The sequence below is a fragment of the Pantoea sp. KPR_PJ genome, from assembly GCF_041386365.1.
Lineage (GTDB): Bacteria > Pseudomonadota > Gammaproteobacteria > Enterobacterales > Enterobacteriaceae > Pantoea.
The window spans coordinates 232851-249011 of sequence record NZ_JABMIK010000004.1 but is presented as its reverse complement, the minus strand read 5'-3'; the positions used below and the strand labels follow the sequence as shown (position 1 = coordinate 249011).

General features: G+C 61.3%; 12 protein-coding genes. 7 read left to right on the top strand and 5 right to left on the bottom strand.

The window, feature by feature from the left end:
- Position 1: 1 nt before the first annotated feature.
- Both pmrA and pmrB read left to right on the top strand, forming a co-directional pair.
- On the top strand, positions 2–664 hold the full coding sequence (gene pmrA / locus HP564_RS11695; RefSeq protein ID WP_371243177.1) for a two-component system response regulator PmrA: 663 nt from the start codon (positions 2–4) through the stop codon (positions 662–664).
- A complete protein-coding gene (gene pmrB, locus HP564_RS11690; RefSeq protein ID WP_371243175.1) occupies positions 661–1719 on the top strand; it encodes a two-component system sensor histidine kinase PmrB in 1059 nt (352 codons plus the stop codon). The genes pmrA and pmrB overlap by 4 nt, the downstream gene beginning before the upstream one ends.
- Here the strand turns inward: pmrB and HP564_RS11685 are convergent, their stop codons facing one another.
- Positions 1720–3954 (bottom strand): TonB-dependent siderophore receptor, encoded by a 2235-nt coding sequence (locus HP564_RS11685; RefSeq protein ID WP_371243173.1) that lies wholly within the window; start codon positions 3952–3954, stop codon positions 1720–1722.
- Between the two features lie 274 nt (positions 3955–4228).
- On the opposite strand from HP564_RS11685, the gene fes reads away from it, so the two are divergent.
- From fes to HP564_RS11670, 3 genes are read left to right on the top strand one after another with little or no spacing between them, the layout of a single operon-like run.
- Positions 4229–5434 carry an enterochelin esterase gene (gene fes, locus HP564_RS11680; RefSeq protein WP_371243171.1) on the top strand — a complete coding sequence of 402 codons (1206 nt, stop codon included), beginning with the start codon at positions 4229–4231 and terminating at the stop codon, positions 5432–5434.
- Positions 5435–5474: 40 nt separating this feature from the next.
- Positions 5475–5693, top strand: coding sequence for an MbtH family protein (locus HP564_RS11675; RefSeq protein ID WP_371243169.1), 219 nt, complete (start codon positions 5475–5477; stop codon positions 5691–5693).
- Positions 5686–9606, top strand: coding sequence for an enterobactin synthase subunit F (locus tag HP564_RS11670; RefSeq protein ID WP_371243167.1), 3921 nt, complete (start codon positions 5686–5688; stop codon positions 9604–9606). The genes HP564_RS11675 and HP564_RS11670 overlap by 8 nt, the downstream gene beginning before the upstream one ends.
- A gap of 76 nt (positions 9607–9682) precedes the next feature.
- Here HP564_RS11670 and HP564_RS11665 read toward each other — a convergent pair whose 3' ends face one another.
- The 3 genes from HP564_RS11665 to fepD are packed head-to-tail and all read right to left on the bottom strand — an operon-like array spanning position 9683 to position 12446.
- Entirely contained in the window at positions 9683–10483 is an 801-nt protein-coding gene (locus tag HP564_RS11665) for an ATP-binding cassette domain-containing protein (protein ID WP_371243165.1), read from the bottom strand.
- Entirely contained in the window at positions 10480–11460 is a 981-nt protein-coding gene (gene fepG / locus HP564_RS11660; protein ID WP_371243163.1) for an iron-enterobactin ABC transporter permease, read from the bottom strand. Before fepG ends, HP564_RS11665 begins: the two co-directional genes overlap by 4 nt.
- Positions 11457–12446, bottom strand: coding sequence for a Fe(3+)-siderophore ABC transporter permease (gene fepD, locus HP564_RS11655; protein WP_371243161.1), 990 nt, complete (start codon positions 12444–12446; stop codon positions 11457–11459). The genes fepG and fepD overlap by 4 nt, the downstream gene beginning before the upstream one ends.
- Positions 12447–12590: 144 nt before the next feature.
- On the opposite strand from fepD, the gene entS reads away from it, so the two are divergent.
- Positions 12591–13841 carry an enterobactin transporter EntS gene (gene entS, locus HP564_RS11650; RefSeq protein WP_371243159.1) on the top strand — a complete coding sequence of 417 codons (1251 nt, stop codon included), beginning with the start codon at positions 12591–12593 and terminating at the stop codon, positions 13839–13841.
- On the opposite strand, the gene fepB is transcribed toward entS, so the two are convergent.
- Positions 13836–14801: a Fe2+-enterobactin ABC transporter substrate-binding protein gene (fepB, locus tag HP564_RS11645; protein ID WP_371243157.1), complete on the bottom strand. Its 966-nt coding sequence runs from the start codon at positions 14799–14801 to the stop codon at positions 13836–13838. The two genes, entS and fepB, sit on opposite strands and share 6 nt — an antisense overlap.
- Before the next feature lie 177 nt (positions 14802–14978).
- Between fepB and HP564_RS11640 the strand changes: the two genes are divergently transcribed.
- Positions 14979–16157, top strand: coding sequence for an isochorismate synthase (locus tag HP564_RS11640; RefSeq protein ID WP_371243155.1), 1179 nt, complete (start codon positions 14979–14981; stop codon positions 16155–16157).
- The last annotated feature ends 4 nt before the right edge of the window (positions 16158–16161 follow it).

Here is a 16161-nt window from a genome sequence, read left to right as displayed (position 1 = left end):
CATGAAAATATTGATCGTTGAGGATGATGGTTTATTGCAGGCGGGCCTGATGCAGGCGCTGAGCAGTCAGGGTTATGCCGTTGACTGCGCCGCCAGCGCCAGTGATGCAGACGCGCTGCTGCACAGCGCGCAGTACAGCCTTATCGTGCTGGATCTTGGCCTGCCGGATCGCGACGGCAGCGATCTGCTGCGCCAGTGGCGACGCTCCGGCGTCAACCTGCCAGTTTTGATCCTTACCGCGCGTGACGCGCTCAGCGATCGCGTTGACGGACTCGATGCCGGTGCTGACGACTATCTGATTAAGCCGCTGGCGCTGGTGGAGCTACAGGCGCGCGTACGCGCGCTGATCCGCCGTTATCAGGGGCACAGTGATAACCTGCTGAAACAGGGCGATCTCACTCTGAATCTCTCCTCACAACAGGTTCTGCTGGAAAATCAGCCGCTTGACATAACACCCAAGGAGTTTGCGCTGCTGACGCGGCTGCTGATGCGCATCGGGCAAAATGTGCACCGCGAAACGCTGCAGCAGGACCTCTATAGCTGGCAGGACGACACCGGCTCTAACACGCTCGAAGTGCATATCCACAATCTGCGCCGCAAGCTGGGCAAAGATCGCATCAAAACCGTGCGTGGCGTCGGCTACCGGCTGGAGAATCGTGAATGAACAGCATGCGTCAGCGCTTGCTGATCATGCTGGCGCTGATCCTGCTGACCTGTCAGGTGATGAGCGCTTTCTGGCTGTGGCACGAAAGTCGCGAGCAAATTAGCTTTCTCGTCAACGAAACCCTCTCCGCTAAAGCGCGCAACGATCGCGTTGAAAATGAAATTCGTGAGGCGATCGCCTCACTACTGTTGCCCTCCATCGTAATGGTTGGCCTGACGCTGGTGCTCTCTTTCTGGGCCATTAGCTGGATCGTACGCCCACTCAAAGTCTTACAGACCAGCCTGGCGCAGCGATCCGCCGATAACCTTACGCCGCTTGCCGTTCACTCGGATATGGAAGAGGTGGCTGCCGTCACCGGGGCGATCAACCAGCTACTGGCACGTCTTGACCATACGCTTCAGCAGGAGCGGCTCTTCACCGCCGACGCCGCGCATGAGCTGCGCACGCCGCTCGCCGGACTGCGCCTGCATCTGGAGCTGTTGCAGCAGCAGGGCGTACCGCACAGCGACATGCTGGTGGCGCGTATCGATCAGCTGATGCATACCGTTGAGCAACTCCTGATGCTGGCGCGCGCCAGTCAGGCACTGGCCAGCGGCCGCGCACAGTCAGTCCGCTGGTTAACGGCGATCCTTCAGCCCCTGCAGCCAGAGATGCACGAGCTGGCGGAACAGCGCCAGCAGCAGCTGGTCTGGCCGGTTAGCGAGGTCTCAGCAAGTCAGGGTGAACCGGTGCTGCTGCGCCTGCTGCTGCGTAATCTGCTGGAGAATGCGTCCCGCTACAGTCCAGCGGGCAGTCAGATTGCGATAACGCTGGAAGAGAGCCACAGCGGTATCGTCCTGAGCGTCATTGATGAAGGACCGGGTATCGATCCCGATGCGGCGGAAGAGCTGACCCAGGCGTTTCGCCGTCGCGATCAACGTTATGGCGGAAGTGGTCTGGGGCTGAATATCGTGCTGCGCATTCTGCAAATGCACTATGGTGAGCTGAAGCTGATCAATCGCAGCGACCGCAGCGGACTGATTGCCCGCTGCATCTTGCCGCTGCGCCTTAACTGATTAGAAGTGCGTGTTCAGGCTGACGTAATAGGTCCGGCCTGACTCATTGTAAGTATTAGCCCCTGCACCATAGAGCCAGGCACCGGTTGTGGCATTGCCGGTGGTCTGCGCATTGCCCTGACGGTAGTGACGCTTGTCAAACAGGTTATCAATGCCCACCGTAACGCTGGCATACTTGTTAACGTCATAGGTGCCGCTCAGGCCAACAATCGAGTAAGGGCTGACCTCATCGGTGGCGCTACCGGTAACCGCATTGCCTTTGTAGTCATACTTCTTCGGCACCTGTTTGCCATACCAGGTCAGCGTGGTTTGCAGTGACAGATCCTGGGTCGCCTGCCAGCTCAGGGTCGAGTTCAGCGTATAGTCTGGAATAATCGACAGGCGATCGCCGGTCTCTTTATTCTTGCTCTGCAACATATAGGTAAAGTTGTTGTTCCACGCGATACTCTCCGTCACCGGAATATTTACCGTTCCCTCCAGCCCTTCTACCACCGCTTTTGGCACGTTCTCCCATTTGTAGATGTCAGTGATGCCGTTAGCCGCTTTACCAGACGGTCCGTAACCCGCTTCAATCTTATTGCGATAGTCGTTACGGAACCAGGTCAGACCCGCCTGATAGCCTTCATGCTTCCACTCCAGCCCAATCTCTTTATTGATGCTGTTTTCCGCTTTCAGATCTTTGTTGCCCTGCAGGTAACAGGCTCCGGTGCTGGCCGCACAGCCCTGTCCGTTACTGTAGAGCAGATAGTTGGGGTTGGTCTGATAGAGGCTCGGTGCTTTATAGGCGCGGCCAATGCCCATCTTCAGCGTAAAATCATCGCCCAGTCCCTGCGAGAGGTTCAGCGACGGACTCCAGTTGTCGCCGACGATGGAGTGGTGATCGAAGCGCAGGCTCGGCGTGAGCATAGTGCTGTCGGTCAGCTCCATATTGTCTTCAGCAAACAGTGAGAAAATCTCCGCCTGCGAGTAGGGGCTGCGGCCCGTGCTGGAGATGCCGGGCACTGCGCCGTTACTCGCTGCCTGGGTGGTCGATGAGGGATCCTTCATGCGCTGCTGATTCCACTCGGTGCCGAGAGTGGCCGTCTGATTAACCAGCAGTTCAAAGGGGATGCTCACCTCACTGTGCAGCAGCACATCATCCAGCTGGATGGTGTTAAAGCCGCTGTTAGAGAAGATCCCCTCGGTGCCGCCCGCCAGCCCCTCATTGATGCGCGAGTTGCGCGTATTTTCATAGCGCGCGTAGGTATTGGTGCTGACCCCGTTATCCCAGGCCCCGGTCCACTTAACGGCAAAATTCTGGCGATAAAGTCGGTTGGTCTCGTCACCGTACAGGCTTTTTACCAGCGCGCTGGTGTTGGTATTCTGGGTATCGCCCGCATAGAGATTTCCCTGACGGCTGTAGCCCGCCTGAAACTCCAGCGCCTGCATCGGCGCAAACGCCCAGCGCAGCATGGCGTTAATATCTTTATTCACTACCCCTTCACGGCCTGACGGATAGCTGCCTGCATAGCTGCCGGTACGCTCTGCTGCATGGCCTTCGTTAATGTCGTAGGCGTCTGCCTGCGTCTTTGCCAGATTGCCGTAAAGGCGGAAGCTGACGTCGTCGCCCAGCGGCCCTTCCAGACTGAAGTTGGTGCGGCGAGTCGCCCCCTCATCCTTATGCTCAGGCACGTTGTAATAGGCATTCCAGGAGCCGTGCCACAGGTTGTCATCGTACTTTTTGGTAATGATGTTCACTACGCCGCCCGCCGCGCCGTTGCCGTAGCGCACTGCTGCCGGGCCACGGATCACCTCAATACGCTCAATCATCTCGGGCGGCACCCAGTTGGTGTCGCCGCGCGTATCACGCTCTCCGCGCCAGCCGAGACGCACGGCGTTGCGGCTGGAGACCGGCATGCCATCCACCAGAATCAGAGTATTTTCCGGTCCCATGCCGCGAATATCGATCTGGCGATTATTGCCGCGCTGGCCGCTGGTGGAGTTGCCGGTCAGGTTAACGCCCGGCATGGTGCGGATGATTTCCGATACGTCGCGCGCGGGCGGGCGCTTTTTAATCTCATCAGCGGTAATGGTAGAAACGCCCGGTGCCTGGAGGTTCTGCTGCGCCGCGCTGACCACCAGCGTATTGCCGCTGATGTCAGAAGGGGCGTTGCTGGTGTCCGCTGCCTGTACACTGGCTGCGGCAAGGCCGAGTTCAATCAGAATGGCTAATGACAAACGCGATAATGTAGGCATTTTTTTAGGTTCCTGGATTGCCAGCGGAAACCAGTGGTGTCCTGCGGCGTGCCGGTAAAAGAGTCTTACTTAGCAAGCACGCACTCCAGCCGAACCCAGGCTCTCCTTCGCGGAACATCGGCCTGATATAGCAGGCAGATCAGGCTGGCGGAACGCGCGCGCTCCTGCTGTCGGAGCGGGAAACACCCTATTGCAAATGCAAATAATTATCAATAGTATTATTCATAACATCTATGAAACTTTGCGCGCATCTGGCCCAGTAAATATTTTATTTATGAAGTGGTTAACTCATGAAACCGGCAGTGACTCCTGGTGGCAGGCCCTTGAGCGTCAGGGGCTGCCCTTAATCGACGCCGCTGACAACGGCGAATGTGCCGTCACCTTCTTCTGGCGCGATCCCGAGGGGAGCGAAGCCACCTCTTCTACCCGCCGTGTCTGGATCAACATTACCGGCGTAACCGATCACCACCAGCGCGCGGCGCCCCAGTCGCTGAGCCGCATTGCCGATACCGACGTCTGGTTCTGGCAGACACAGCTTCCTGCCAGCTGGCGCGGCAGCTATTGCCTGATGCCAGACAGCCACGCCGCAGCCTTCACGGGCGAGCCGGATATGCAGACGCTGCGCGCCTGGTGGAAAGAAAAATTCCCCACAGCGCAGGCCGATCCGTTAAATCCGCTGCGGGGCTGGGCGGGCGGACGTGGTCTGCGCGTCTCGCCGCTGCATCTGCCGAATGCACCCGATCAGCGCGTCTGGCAAGCCGTTGACGAAGGGCGCGCGCCCCTGCTGCCACTTCATCACCATATCTGGCAGAGTGCGCGCCTCAATACTCACCGTTCGGTATGGATCCACACCACCGGCGAGGCGCAGCAGAGGCCGCTGGTACTGCTGCTGGATGGTCAGTTCTGGGCCAATACCATGCCGCTCGCCTGGCCACTACAGCAGCTTACCGACGCTGGCCAACTCCCGCCTGCGGTATACGTGATGATTGACATCATCGACCGCGAACACCGCAGCCGCGAACTGCCGTGCAACGCCGATTTCTGGCTGGCGGTGCAGGAAGAACTTCTGCCTCAGCTTCAGGCGTGGGCACCGCATTGCGCCAGCGCCGCTGATACGCTGGTCTGCGGCCAGAGCTTTGGCGGATTGTCCGCCGCCTATGCCGTGCTTCACTGGCCGCACCGTTTTGGCGGTGCCATCAGCCTTTCCGGCTCCTTCTGGTGGCCGGAACGCGGCAAGCCCAATGGCAGACTGATTCAGCAGTTACAGCAGGGCGCGTTTCAGGCTGCGTCGTCGCGTTTCTATCTGGAAGCCGGGCGGCGCGAACAGCTGATCTATAAAGCAAACCAACAACTTCAGCAGGACCTGGTCACCGCCGGACATCAGGTCATTTTTCATCCGGTCGACGGCGGCCACGACGCGCTGTGCTGGCGCGGCGGCCTGCTCAATGGACTGAAAGCAATGTGGCAGCATCTTCTTTAAATCGCCTGGCTAGCCCGGCTGTTGCGGGCAGGAGACCGATATGCAACCGAACCCTTTTGACGATCCACAACAGGCCTGTCTGGTGCTGAAGAACACGCAGCAACAGTACAGCCTGTGGCCCGCTTTCCACGCCCTGCCCGCTGGCTGGCAGTCTGTATTTGGCCCCCGGCCGCAGGCTGAATGCCTGAGCTGGCTCAATGCCAACTGGCGCGACATCCGCCCCGTATCCTCAACCGCTACCCGGAGCGACCATGTCTGAGATCCTGATGCCTCCTCTTCACACCGCGCAAAAAATTCTGCCGCTGGTGGCGGCGCAGCCTGGCATCTGGATTGCCGATCAGCTGTCGCCCTATGGCAACGCCTATGCGGTGGCACACTTTGTCGAACTGCGTGGTGAACTGGACAGCGTGCTGCTGGGTAACGCTATAGTTGCCGGGATGCAGGAGGCGGATACGCTGAATATGGCGTTTGGCGAACGGGAAGGCGAAGCAGTACAGTGGCTCTCGCCCCAGGCCTTTACCCTGCCAGAGGTCGTCGATCTGCGCGGAGAAGCCGATCCCGAAGCCGCCGCGCGTGCGCGGATGCACGCCGACATGTCAGGCGATCTGCGCGTGCTGAGCGGCGCGCCGCTGTGGCATCACCAGCTGATGCGTCTCGGCGATCGCCACTGGTTCTGGTATCAGCGCTATCACCATCTGGTGGTGGACGGCTTTAGCTTTACCGCCCTGACGCGCCGCATTGCCAGCCTCTACAGCGCCTGGATGCGTAACGAGGTGCCGGAACCGACGCCTTTCGTATCCTTTAGCGAAGTTGTTGAGGAGTACCAGCGCTATCAGCTGTCGCCGTCCTGGCAGCGCGATCGCGACTTCTGGCGCGAAAAAAGCGCACAGCTGCCGCCGCCCGCTTCGATCTCTCCGCTGCCGCTGGCCGGGCAGCGCGCTACCACCGCCCTGCTGCGCCACACTGTCTCGCTGGATCCTTCGCTTTTCCAGACGCTCACGCATCAGATGGCCGTCAGCGCCGCCGATGCCGCGTTTGCGCTGGTGGCGCTCTGGCTGGCGCGTCTCAGCGGCCAGAACGATTTTGCCGCCGGGTTTATCTTTATGCGCCGCATCGGTTCGGCGGCACTCTGCGCTACCGGGCCGGTGATCAATGTGCTGCCGATGGCCGTGCATTACGACCCTGACCAGCCGCTCAGCGCGCTGGCTAACCAGCTGGCAGGCGAAGTGAAAAAGATGCGCCGCCATCAGCGCTTCGACGCCGAGCAGGTGCAGCGCGATGCAGGCCGCCTGGGCGATGCCGATCCGCTCTACGGTCCGGTCATCAACCTGAAGATGTTTGACTATCAGCTCGACTTCAACGGTATTGAAGGCATCACCCACCCGCTGGCGTCTGGCCCGGTGCGCGATCTGGAGATCGCTATCTATCTCAGCGAACAGGGCGACCTGACGCTGGAGCTGCTGGCTAACGCTGAGCGCTATCAGGCGAGCGTGCTGACCGATCACGCCAGCCGATTTGCGCTGCTGCTGCAACAGCTGGCGGCGCAGCCAGCGCGTCCCTGCGGCGAGCTCGATCTGCTGACCGAGGCGGAACACCAGCAGCTGGCGCAAATCAATCAGACCGCCATGCCGCTGCCGGAAGCCACCCTCAGCAGCCTGCTGGCAGCCCAGGCGCAGCGCACGCCGGATGCCCCTGCGCTGGCAGACAGTCACCATCAGCTCAGCTACCGCGAGATGCGCCAGCAGGTTGAGGCGCTGGCGCAGCAGCTGATCGCCAGCGGCGTACAGCGCGGTGATAGTGTTGCCGTTGCGCTGCCGCGCTCGGTATTTCTTTCGCTGGCGCTTCAGGCGATCGTCAGCGTTGGCGCGGCCTATTTACCGCTCGACACCAGCTATCCCGACGATCGTCTGCAGATGATGCTGGAGGATGCCGCACCGACCACGCTGATCACCTGCCCCGATCTGGCCGCGCGGTTTGCCGCGCTGTCGGCGGTGACGCCGCTGTTTTATAACGCGCTGCTGCCTGAAGCCGCCGCAGACACGCTGTCGCAGCCACCCCGTCCGCAGGATGGTGCCTATATCATCTACACGTCCGGTTCTACCGGTCGGCCAAAAGGCGTGCTGGTTAGCCATGAGGCGATCGTTAACCGTCTGCTGTGGATGCAGCACAGCTATCCCCTGGGGACGGATGATGTGGTCTTGCAGAAAACGCCCAGCAGTTTCGACGTCTCGGTCTGGGAGTTTTTCTGGCCGCTGTTGACGGGTGCACAGCTGGTGATGGCACCGCCTGACGCGCATCGCGATCCCGACGCGCTGCAACAGCTCTTTGCACGCTATCGCGTCACTACCACCCATTTCGTCCCCTCTATGCTGGCCGCATTCGTTGCGGCACTACAGGATGATGACGCCGTGGCACGCTGCGCCAGCCTGCGCCGCGTCTTCTGTAGCGGTGAAGCGCTGCCTGCCGATCTGTCGCGCCAGTGGGAGGCGCTGACCCGGGTGCCGCTGCACAACCTCTACGGCCCGACCGAAGCGGCGGTAGACGTCAGCTATTACCCGGCCTCTGGTCCGGCGCTGGCAGCCGTTGACGGGGCCAGCGTGCCGATTGGCTTCCCGGTATGGAATACCGGGCTGCGCATTCTCGACGCCCGCCTGCAGCCAGTTCCACCGGGTGTCGCAGGCGATCTCTATCTTACCGGCGTTCAGCTGGCGCACGGCTATCTCGACCGGCCCGACCTCACCGCCAGCCGCTTTGTCGCCGATCCTTTTGGTGACGGCACGCGCATGTACCGCACCGGCGACGTGGCGCGCTGGCTGGCTAACGGCGCGGTGGAATATCTGGGCCGCAGCGACGATCAGCTGAAAATTCGCGGGCAGCGAATCGAGCTAAATGAGATCGATCATGCGCTGGCTGCGCTGCCGGGCGTGCAGCAGGCGGTTACGCACGCGGTCGTACTGGGTAACGCCAGCGGCCAGCAGGGCGATGCGCGTCAGCTGGTAGGCTACGTGGTGGCAAACCAGCCGGTTGACGCAGCCGCCATACGTGCTGCACTGGCGCAACAGCTCCCTGCCCATATGGTCCCGGTGGCGATTGTTACACTCGACGCGCTGCCCCTTAGCAGCAACGGCAAGCTGGATCGCAAAGCGCTGCCGCTGCCGCAAAGCGATACGGGCAACAGAGGCCGCGCGCCGCGCCCGGGTCTGGAGACACAGCTGGCAGAGGCGTTTGCCCTGCTGCTGGCACGCGACAGCGTCGGCGCACAGGAGGACTTCTTTGCGCTGGGTGGTCATTCGCTGCTGGCGATGCGGCTGGCGGCGCAGCTGCGGCGCGATCTGGCGCTGCCGGTTTCCGTTGGCCAGATTATGGTCGCCTCGACCGTTGAAAAGCTGGCTACTCTGCTTGGCAATACGCAGGCTGCAAACACTGCCGGTTATGAAGCGGTATTGCCGCTGCGCAGCGGCAGCGGTCCGACGCTGTTCTGCTTCCATCCTGCATCAGGCTTTGCCTGGCAGTTCAGCATTCTGCAGCGTTACCTGGATGCACGCTGGTCAATCGTGGGTATTCAGTCACCCGACGCCAGCGGCCCGCTAAACCGGTCTGAGCATCTGGACGCGGTGTGCGACGCCCATCTTGCCACGCTGCGCCAGCAGCAGCCGCATGGCCCTTATTATTTCCTCGGCTATTCGCTCGGCGGTACGCTGGCGCAGAACATTGCTGCCCGGCTGGAAGCGGCGGGTGAAGAGGTGGCCTTTCTCGGCCTGCTGGATACCTGGCCACCGGAGACGCAGAACTGGGATGAAAAGCGTGGTGAAAACCAGCTCGATCCCGCGGTGCTGGCAGAGGTTAACCGTGAGCGCGAGCAGTTTGTCGCCGCACAGCGTCAGCAGGCGGGCGAAGGGTTAGAGGCGATGTTTGACGCGATCGAAGCCAACTACGCCAGCTCGGTGCGCCTGCTGGCGACGGCGCGCAGCGCACGCTTTAACGGCCGCGCTACGCTGTTTCTCGCCACCCGCACCCAGCAGCCGGGACAGGATGCTCGCCGCGCCTGGGCTCCCTATGTGGGTGAGCTGGAGGTCTGTCCGCTGGATTGTGCCCACGTCGAGATTATCTCGCCGCGCCTGTTCGCACAGATTGGCCCACAGCTGCAGCAGCTGCTGTCCCCCTTTGTCTGATTTCCGAAAAGAAAGAGGAGAGTGGCGGGCCATCTGGCCCGCTTCTTTATCGTCCGCGTGGCTGATGACCCGTCTCTTAACGGCTGCCGCGTCCCAGCGGCACAATCATTGGCGTCCGCGCGACCGGATCATCCACAATCACACAGCGCAACCCATACACCGCTTCGATTAATGCCGGCGTGACAATCTCAGCCGGCCGGCCTTCAGCAATGATCTGGCCACTGCGCATCGCAATCAGATGTGTGGCGTAGCGGCACGCCTGATTCAGATCGTGCAGCACGACCACCAGCGTGCGGCCATGCTGTTGATTCAAATCCTGCATCAGCTCCAGCAGTTCAATCTGGTGAGTAATATCGAGCCAGGTGGTGGGCTCATCCAGCAGCAGCAGGGGCGTCTGCTGCGCCAGCACCATGGCGATCCAGACGCGCTGGCGCTGACCGCCAGAGAGCTGATCCACCGGCTGCGCGGCAATGTCCGCCACGCCAGTGGCCCGCATCGCCTGCTGCACCGCCGCTTCATCCTCGTCGCGCCAGCGGCCAAACAGCGGCTGATGCGGATAGCGACCGCGTGCTACCAGCTCGCTGACGCTGATGCCTGACGGAGCCTGTGAACTCTGCGGCAGCAGGCCAAGACGTCGCGCCACCGCTTTTGTGGAAAGGCGCGCAATCGCCTCACCGTCAAGCAGCACCTGACCCTGCAGCGGCGGCGCAAGCCGGCTCAGCGCGCGCAGCAGCGTCGATTTACCGCAGGCATTTGGCCCGATAATCACCGTCAGCTCGCCGTCCGGGATCGTCACTGACAATCCCTCGGCGACAATCTTCTTTTCATATCCCAGCGTCAGCGCGTCGCCCTGCAGGCGTGCGGTCTTTTCTGTCATTGGCGTCGCGCCTCCCGAACCAGTAGTGCAATCAGATAAAGGCCGCCGAGGCTAACGGTAATGACGCCCACCGGCAGCTGATAAGGCAGGAAAAGATGCTGCGCCGCATAATCTGCGGCCAGCAGCAGCAGTGCGCCGCAGAGCGCCGCCAGCGGTAACGCCCCCTTAATGCCGCCACACAGGCGACGCGCAATCTGCGGAGCCAGCAGCGCCACAAAGGAGACTGGACCAGCCAGCGCGGTCGAAGCCGCGGTCAGCACCACGCCCAGCAGCATTAGCCACAGTCGCGTGCGCTCTACCGGCACGCCCAGCGCGCAGGCGGTATCGTCGCCCATCTCCATCAGGCGCATACGCCGCACCAGCAAGCCAGTCAGCAGCAGCGCCAGCAGCAGCACAATAATTACCGGTGGCGTTTTTGCCCAGGTCATGCCGTTGAGCGAGCCGGCGCTCCACAGTCCGGCGCTGAGTGCCGCCTCCAGCGAGGTGCTGATAATCAGCCAGCCGTTAAGCGCCATCAGCAGCGCCCGCACGCTGATGCCGACAATAATCAGCCGGAAGGTCTCGACGCCGTTACGCCAGGCGAAGAGGTAAACCGCCGCTGCCGTAAGCACACCGCCGAGCAGGGCGGCCAGAGTGGTCATTTCGCTGCTCTGGTGAAACAGCACCAGCGTCACCAGCACGCCGCTGTAGGCACCGGTATTAAAGCCAAGAATGTCAGGGCTGCCGAGCGGGTTACGCAGCAGCGACTGAAAGATAGCACCGCTGATGCCCAGCGCCGCGCCGATCAGCAGTGCCATTGTCACACGCGGCAGACGCCACTCCAGTACGATCAGCTGAACATTGCGCGCGGCGTCGCCCTTCACCAGTTGCCAGAGCTGTTCAGCGGTAACTGGCAGCGCGCCCCGCGTCACGCCGAGAAAGGCCAGCAGCGCACAAAGCGCCAGCAGCCAGCTGGCCTGTAGCATCGTCCGGTTCATAGCGGCCCTCTCCCGAGCTGGCGGCGTACCAGGACAATCAGCATCGGCGCACCAATCAGTGCGGTCACCACCGCGACGCGCAGTTCGCCAGGCACCATGACGCGGCCCAGAACATCGGCGGCCAGCAGCAGGCAAGGCGTAATCAGCAGGGTGCCGGGCAGTAACCAACGATGATCGTTGCCCCACAGCCAGCGCGCCAGATGTGGGGTCATCAGCCCGAGAAACGCAATGGGCCCGACGGCAGCAGTTGCCGCGCCGCTCAGCAGCGCAATCGCCAGCAGCCCCAGCAGCTGCGTGCGCGCAACGCGCGTACCGAGCGCCGTCGCCACATCGCCTCCCATACTCAGGCTGTTAAGCGAACGCGCCAGCAGCAGCGCAATCAGCCCTCCGACCACCACCGCCGGATAAGTGGCGCGCAGGATGGCCATACTGCGAATATCGAGCGATCCGCTGTGCCAGAAGCGTAAATGGTCATAGATATCGGGATTGAGCAGCGACAGGCCTGAGGTCAGCCCTTCCAGCACCGCGCCCAGCGCCACGCCGGCGAGAGTTAAACGCACCGGGTTAACGCGCCCGCCGCCGAGCGCGCCGGTCAGCGCCACCAGCAGCGACGAAAGCAGCGCCCCGCCAAAGGCGAAGCCGAGCCAGTCAGCCGGGGAATCCGCGCCGAAGAGCGCAATACCCAGCACCACGGCAAAGCCTGCGCCAGCATTGACGCCAAGAATGCCAGGGTCGGCGAGCGGATTACGCGTCAGGCTCTGCATCAGCGCGCCCGCGAGCCCAAGCGCGCTGCCGGCCAGCAAACCGGCCAGCGTTCGCGGCAGGCGTGCTTCGCGCACGATGATGCAGTCGGCGCTGCTGCAGGAGGTGGTCAGAGCCAGAGAGAGATCGTGAATAGCAATCGATTTTGCGCCAAGCATCAGGCTGAGCGCGATCAAGAGCAACAGCAGCATCCCTGAGGCGGCTATTGCGGTGAGTTGACGCATAACATTTCGAACCTTCACTGTTCACTGACGCGGCGGGCACGTCAATTTGATAATGATACTTGTTATCGTTATTACTCGTATTTTTGTATGTTACCATGATTCGCCTCGACCTTAACGAGGAAAACCGCAGCAGAAGGCGAAGAAATGAACAAACCCTCCCACCTTATCGATCTCAGCCTGTTAAAAACCCATCCCGATTTTCGTGCCGTATTCACTGCCCGATTTATCTCTATTGTCGCTCTCGGCATGCTGGCAATTGCCGTGCCGGTACAGATCCAGCAGCTGACCGGCTCACCGGCGCTGGTCGGGCTGGCCGTTACGCTGGCGGGTACGGGCATGTTTGTCGGGCTGCTGACCGGCGGCGTGCTGGCCGATCGCTATGAGCGTAAGCGCCTGATCCTGATCGCCCGCTCTACCTGCGGCACTGGCTTTATTGCGCTGGCCGTCAATGCCGCTCTCCCCACACCGTCCGTTACGGCGATATTTTTACTGGGACTGTGGGACGGTTTTTTTGGCGCGATTGGCGTAACGGCGCTGCTGGCGGCAACTCCCTCGCTGGTGGGACGCGAAAACCTGATGCAGGCGGGTGCCATTACAATGCTCACGGTACGCTTTGGCTCAATTTTGTCGCCCGTGATCGGCGGGCTGGTGATGGCGCACGGCGGTGCCACGTGGAACTACGGCCTCGCGGCTTTCGGCACGCTGCTAACCGTGCTGACGCTGTTGCGGCTGCCGGTGATGCCTGCGCCTGCGCAGCCGCGCGAGCATCCACTCAGAGCGCTGGCCAGCGGCGTGCAGTTTCTCTTTTCGGCCCCGGTTGTCGGCATGGCTGCGCTGGTCGGCGCTCTGGTCACGCTGGCGGGTGCGGTGCGCGTGCTCTATCCGGCACTGGCGCCACACTGGGAGGTCAGCCTCAATCAGCTTGGCCTGATCTACTGCGCCGTACCGCTTGGCGCGGCGCTGGGCGCGCTGACCAGCGGTCGGCTGGCGCACTCGCCGCAGCCTGGCCGTTTGATTTTAGGCAGCGCCATTGCGGCTTTTCTGGCACTGGGACTGTTTAGCCTGATGCCGTGGTTTGCCGCCGCCCTCGCCTGTCTGGCCGCGTTCGGCTACTTCAGCGCGATAAACAGCCTGGTACAGTACCAGCTGATTCAGTCGCTGACGCCTGATGCGCTGCTGGGACGAATTAACAGCCTGTGGACGGCGCAGAACGTAACCGGTGATGCAGTGGGCGCGGCGATAACAGGCGCCATGGGCTCCTGGCTCCTGCCGCAGCAGGCTGCCGCGCTGTCTGGATTCAGCGCGGCGCTGCTGGGGATGCTGATGTGGATCCTGATGGCGCAGCTGCGCCGCTATCAGCCGCCAGCACTCGCGCTGGCGAAAGAAACATCATGATTTAACAAACAGCTGCTGCAGCCGCGCCAGCAGATGGCTGGCGCTGTAGTAATCGAGGCGAAAGGTGTCTGCCCCCAGCGCATACACCTGGTGCTGTTTCACTGCCGCAGTCTCGGCCAGGAAAGGATTCTGCATCAGCTGCTGTACGGCTGGATCTTCGGCGGCAAACAGCAGAAACGTGTGGCCATTCAGGCCGCTGGCTACGTTCTCGCCGGCGAGCTGAATAATGTCTTTGCGCTGGCCCATCGAGTGCAACGGCTGCACATTCGCAGGCGGCACCGCAAGCGTAAAGCCGAGCTGTTGCAGCAGCTTGCCCTGCGCCGATTCAGCGGTCCACACGTTAACGGCCCGGCCGCCGCCGTTAAACACCATGGCCGTGACGGGCTGCGGCGGCAGCGTAATAGCCTGCTTCAGCGCCTCCTGCTGTTGATTAAAGGCATTGATACGCGCCGCGGCATCCGCCTCATGGCCAGTCGCCTGCCCCAGCAGGGTTACCAGCTGCTGCCAGCTTTTATCGTCATAGTTCACCACCAGCGTTGGCGCGATAGCCGAAAACTGATCCACCAGCTTTATTGCGGAGTCATTACCGGTTGCGCTGACGATAATCAGATCGGGCGCTTCGGCGGCAACCGCTTCGGCACTGGGTTCACCGATATAGAGGCGCTTAACGTTTTTCCGCTTCGCCACGTCGCCCCACTGGCGAAAAAACCCCTGCTCATCGGCAAGACGGCTGCCTGGCGCGGTCGCGCCGCTGGCCATCACCGGCGCATCAATCGCCAGCAGCGATCCGGTGAGCGTCACGCTGGTCGACACAATGCGCTGCGGCGCTTTTTCTAAGGTCACACTCCCGCTGGCGCTCTGCAGCGTGCGCGGCCAGCCGCTGTCGGCCTGCGCAGCAAAACTGGTGATTAACGTGATGACAACCAGCGCGAAAATGGCCGTAAAGCTGCGCTTAAACATAAGATCTAATCCACCTTTCGTTGCGAGACAACACCCTGTTAATTCTGATGATAGTGGAGAGGATAAGACGGGAATACCGCGAATTTATTGACACTCCAGCGTAATCAACGTAGGTTACAGGACCACAATACAAATGATAATCATTATTAATTCTCTTATCATTTATAGGTGAAAATTATGGTGGAAACGTTGAAGTTTGAAAATCCCCTGATGGCGGATTTCTCCGCCCTGTGTCGGGGATTTCTCTTTACATCACCGTGGCGTAGCCTCGCTACGCAGGGATGCTATACCACGATAACCACGCCGGTCGCTGACGGCGCGGTTCTGAACGGCGATTTTCAACAGCAGCTACGACATCATTTCGCCTCTGCGAAGAAACAGGGTATTGCCCACCCTATTCTGGTGGGGGCTATCCCGTTTGACGTGTCACAGCCCGCAGCCCTGTTTATCCCTGAGTCGCATCAGACCTTTAATCGTGACGATCTTCAGGCTGCTCTGCCTGTGGCTCAGGCCCCATTGCCTCAGATACGTCGTCGCGCGGCGCTTCCCGGGCACGAGGTGTTTACCGGAATGGTAGCCCAGGCGGTCGCCACCATGCAGCGCGGCGATCTGGATAAGGTTGTCCTGTCGCGCCTGATGGATATTGTGACGGAAGAGCCGGTGGATGTCGCCGCGCTGATGCAGCGCATTGTGGCGCAAAATCCCAACAGCTATCACTTTCATCTGCCGCTGCCGCAGGGCGGTTCGCTGACAGGTGCCAGTCCTGAGCTGATGCTGCGCAAGCAGGGACGGAATTTCAGCTCTTGCCCGCTTGCAGGCTCGGCGCGACGTGACGCCGACGCGCAGCGCGATCGTGCCGCAGGCGACAGCCTGATGCACTCAGCCAAAGATCGCCATGAACATAAGCTGGTAACCGATGCCATGCGCGATGTGCTTCAGCCACGCAGTCGCCTGCTCTCGGTACCCACTACTCCCTCTCTGCTGACGACCGCCACGCTCTGGCACCTCGCCACGCAAATAGAAGGCGAAGCGCTCGACGAACGTGAAAACGCGCTGTCGCTCGCCTGCCTGTTACACCCCACGCCAGCACTGAGCGGCTTCCCGCATCAGCGCGCCCAGCAGCTTATTCAGACGCTGGAGCCGTTTGAGCGCCAGCTGTTCGGCGGCATCGTTGGCTGGTGCGACGAGCAGGGTAACGGCGAATGGGTGGTCACTATCCGCTGCGGCACCGTGCACGGCGCACGCGTGCGCCTGTTTGCAGGGGCGGGCATCGTTGCCGATTCACAACCTGAATCAGAATGGCGCGAGACGGGTGTCAAACTCGACACCATGCTGCGCGCTTTTGGACTGCAATAAAGGA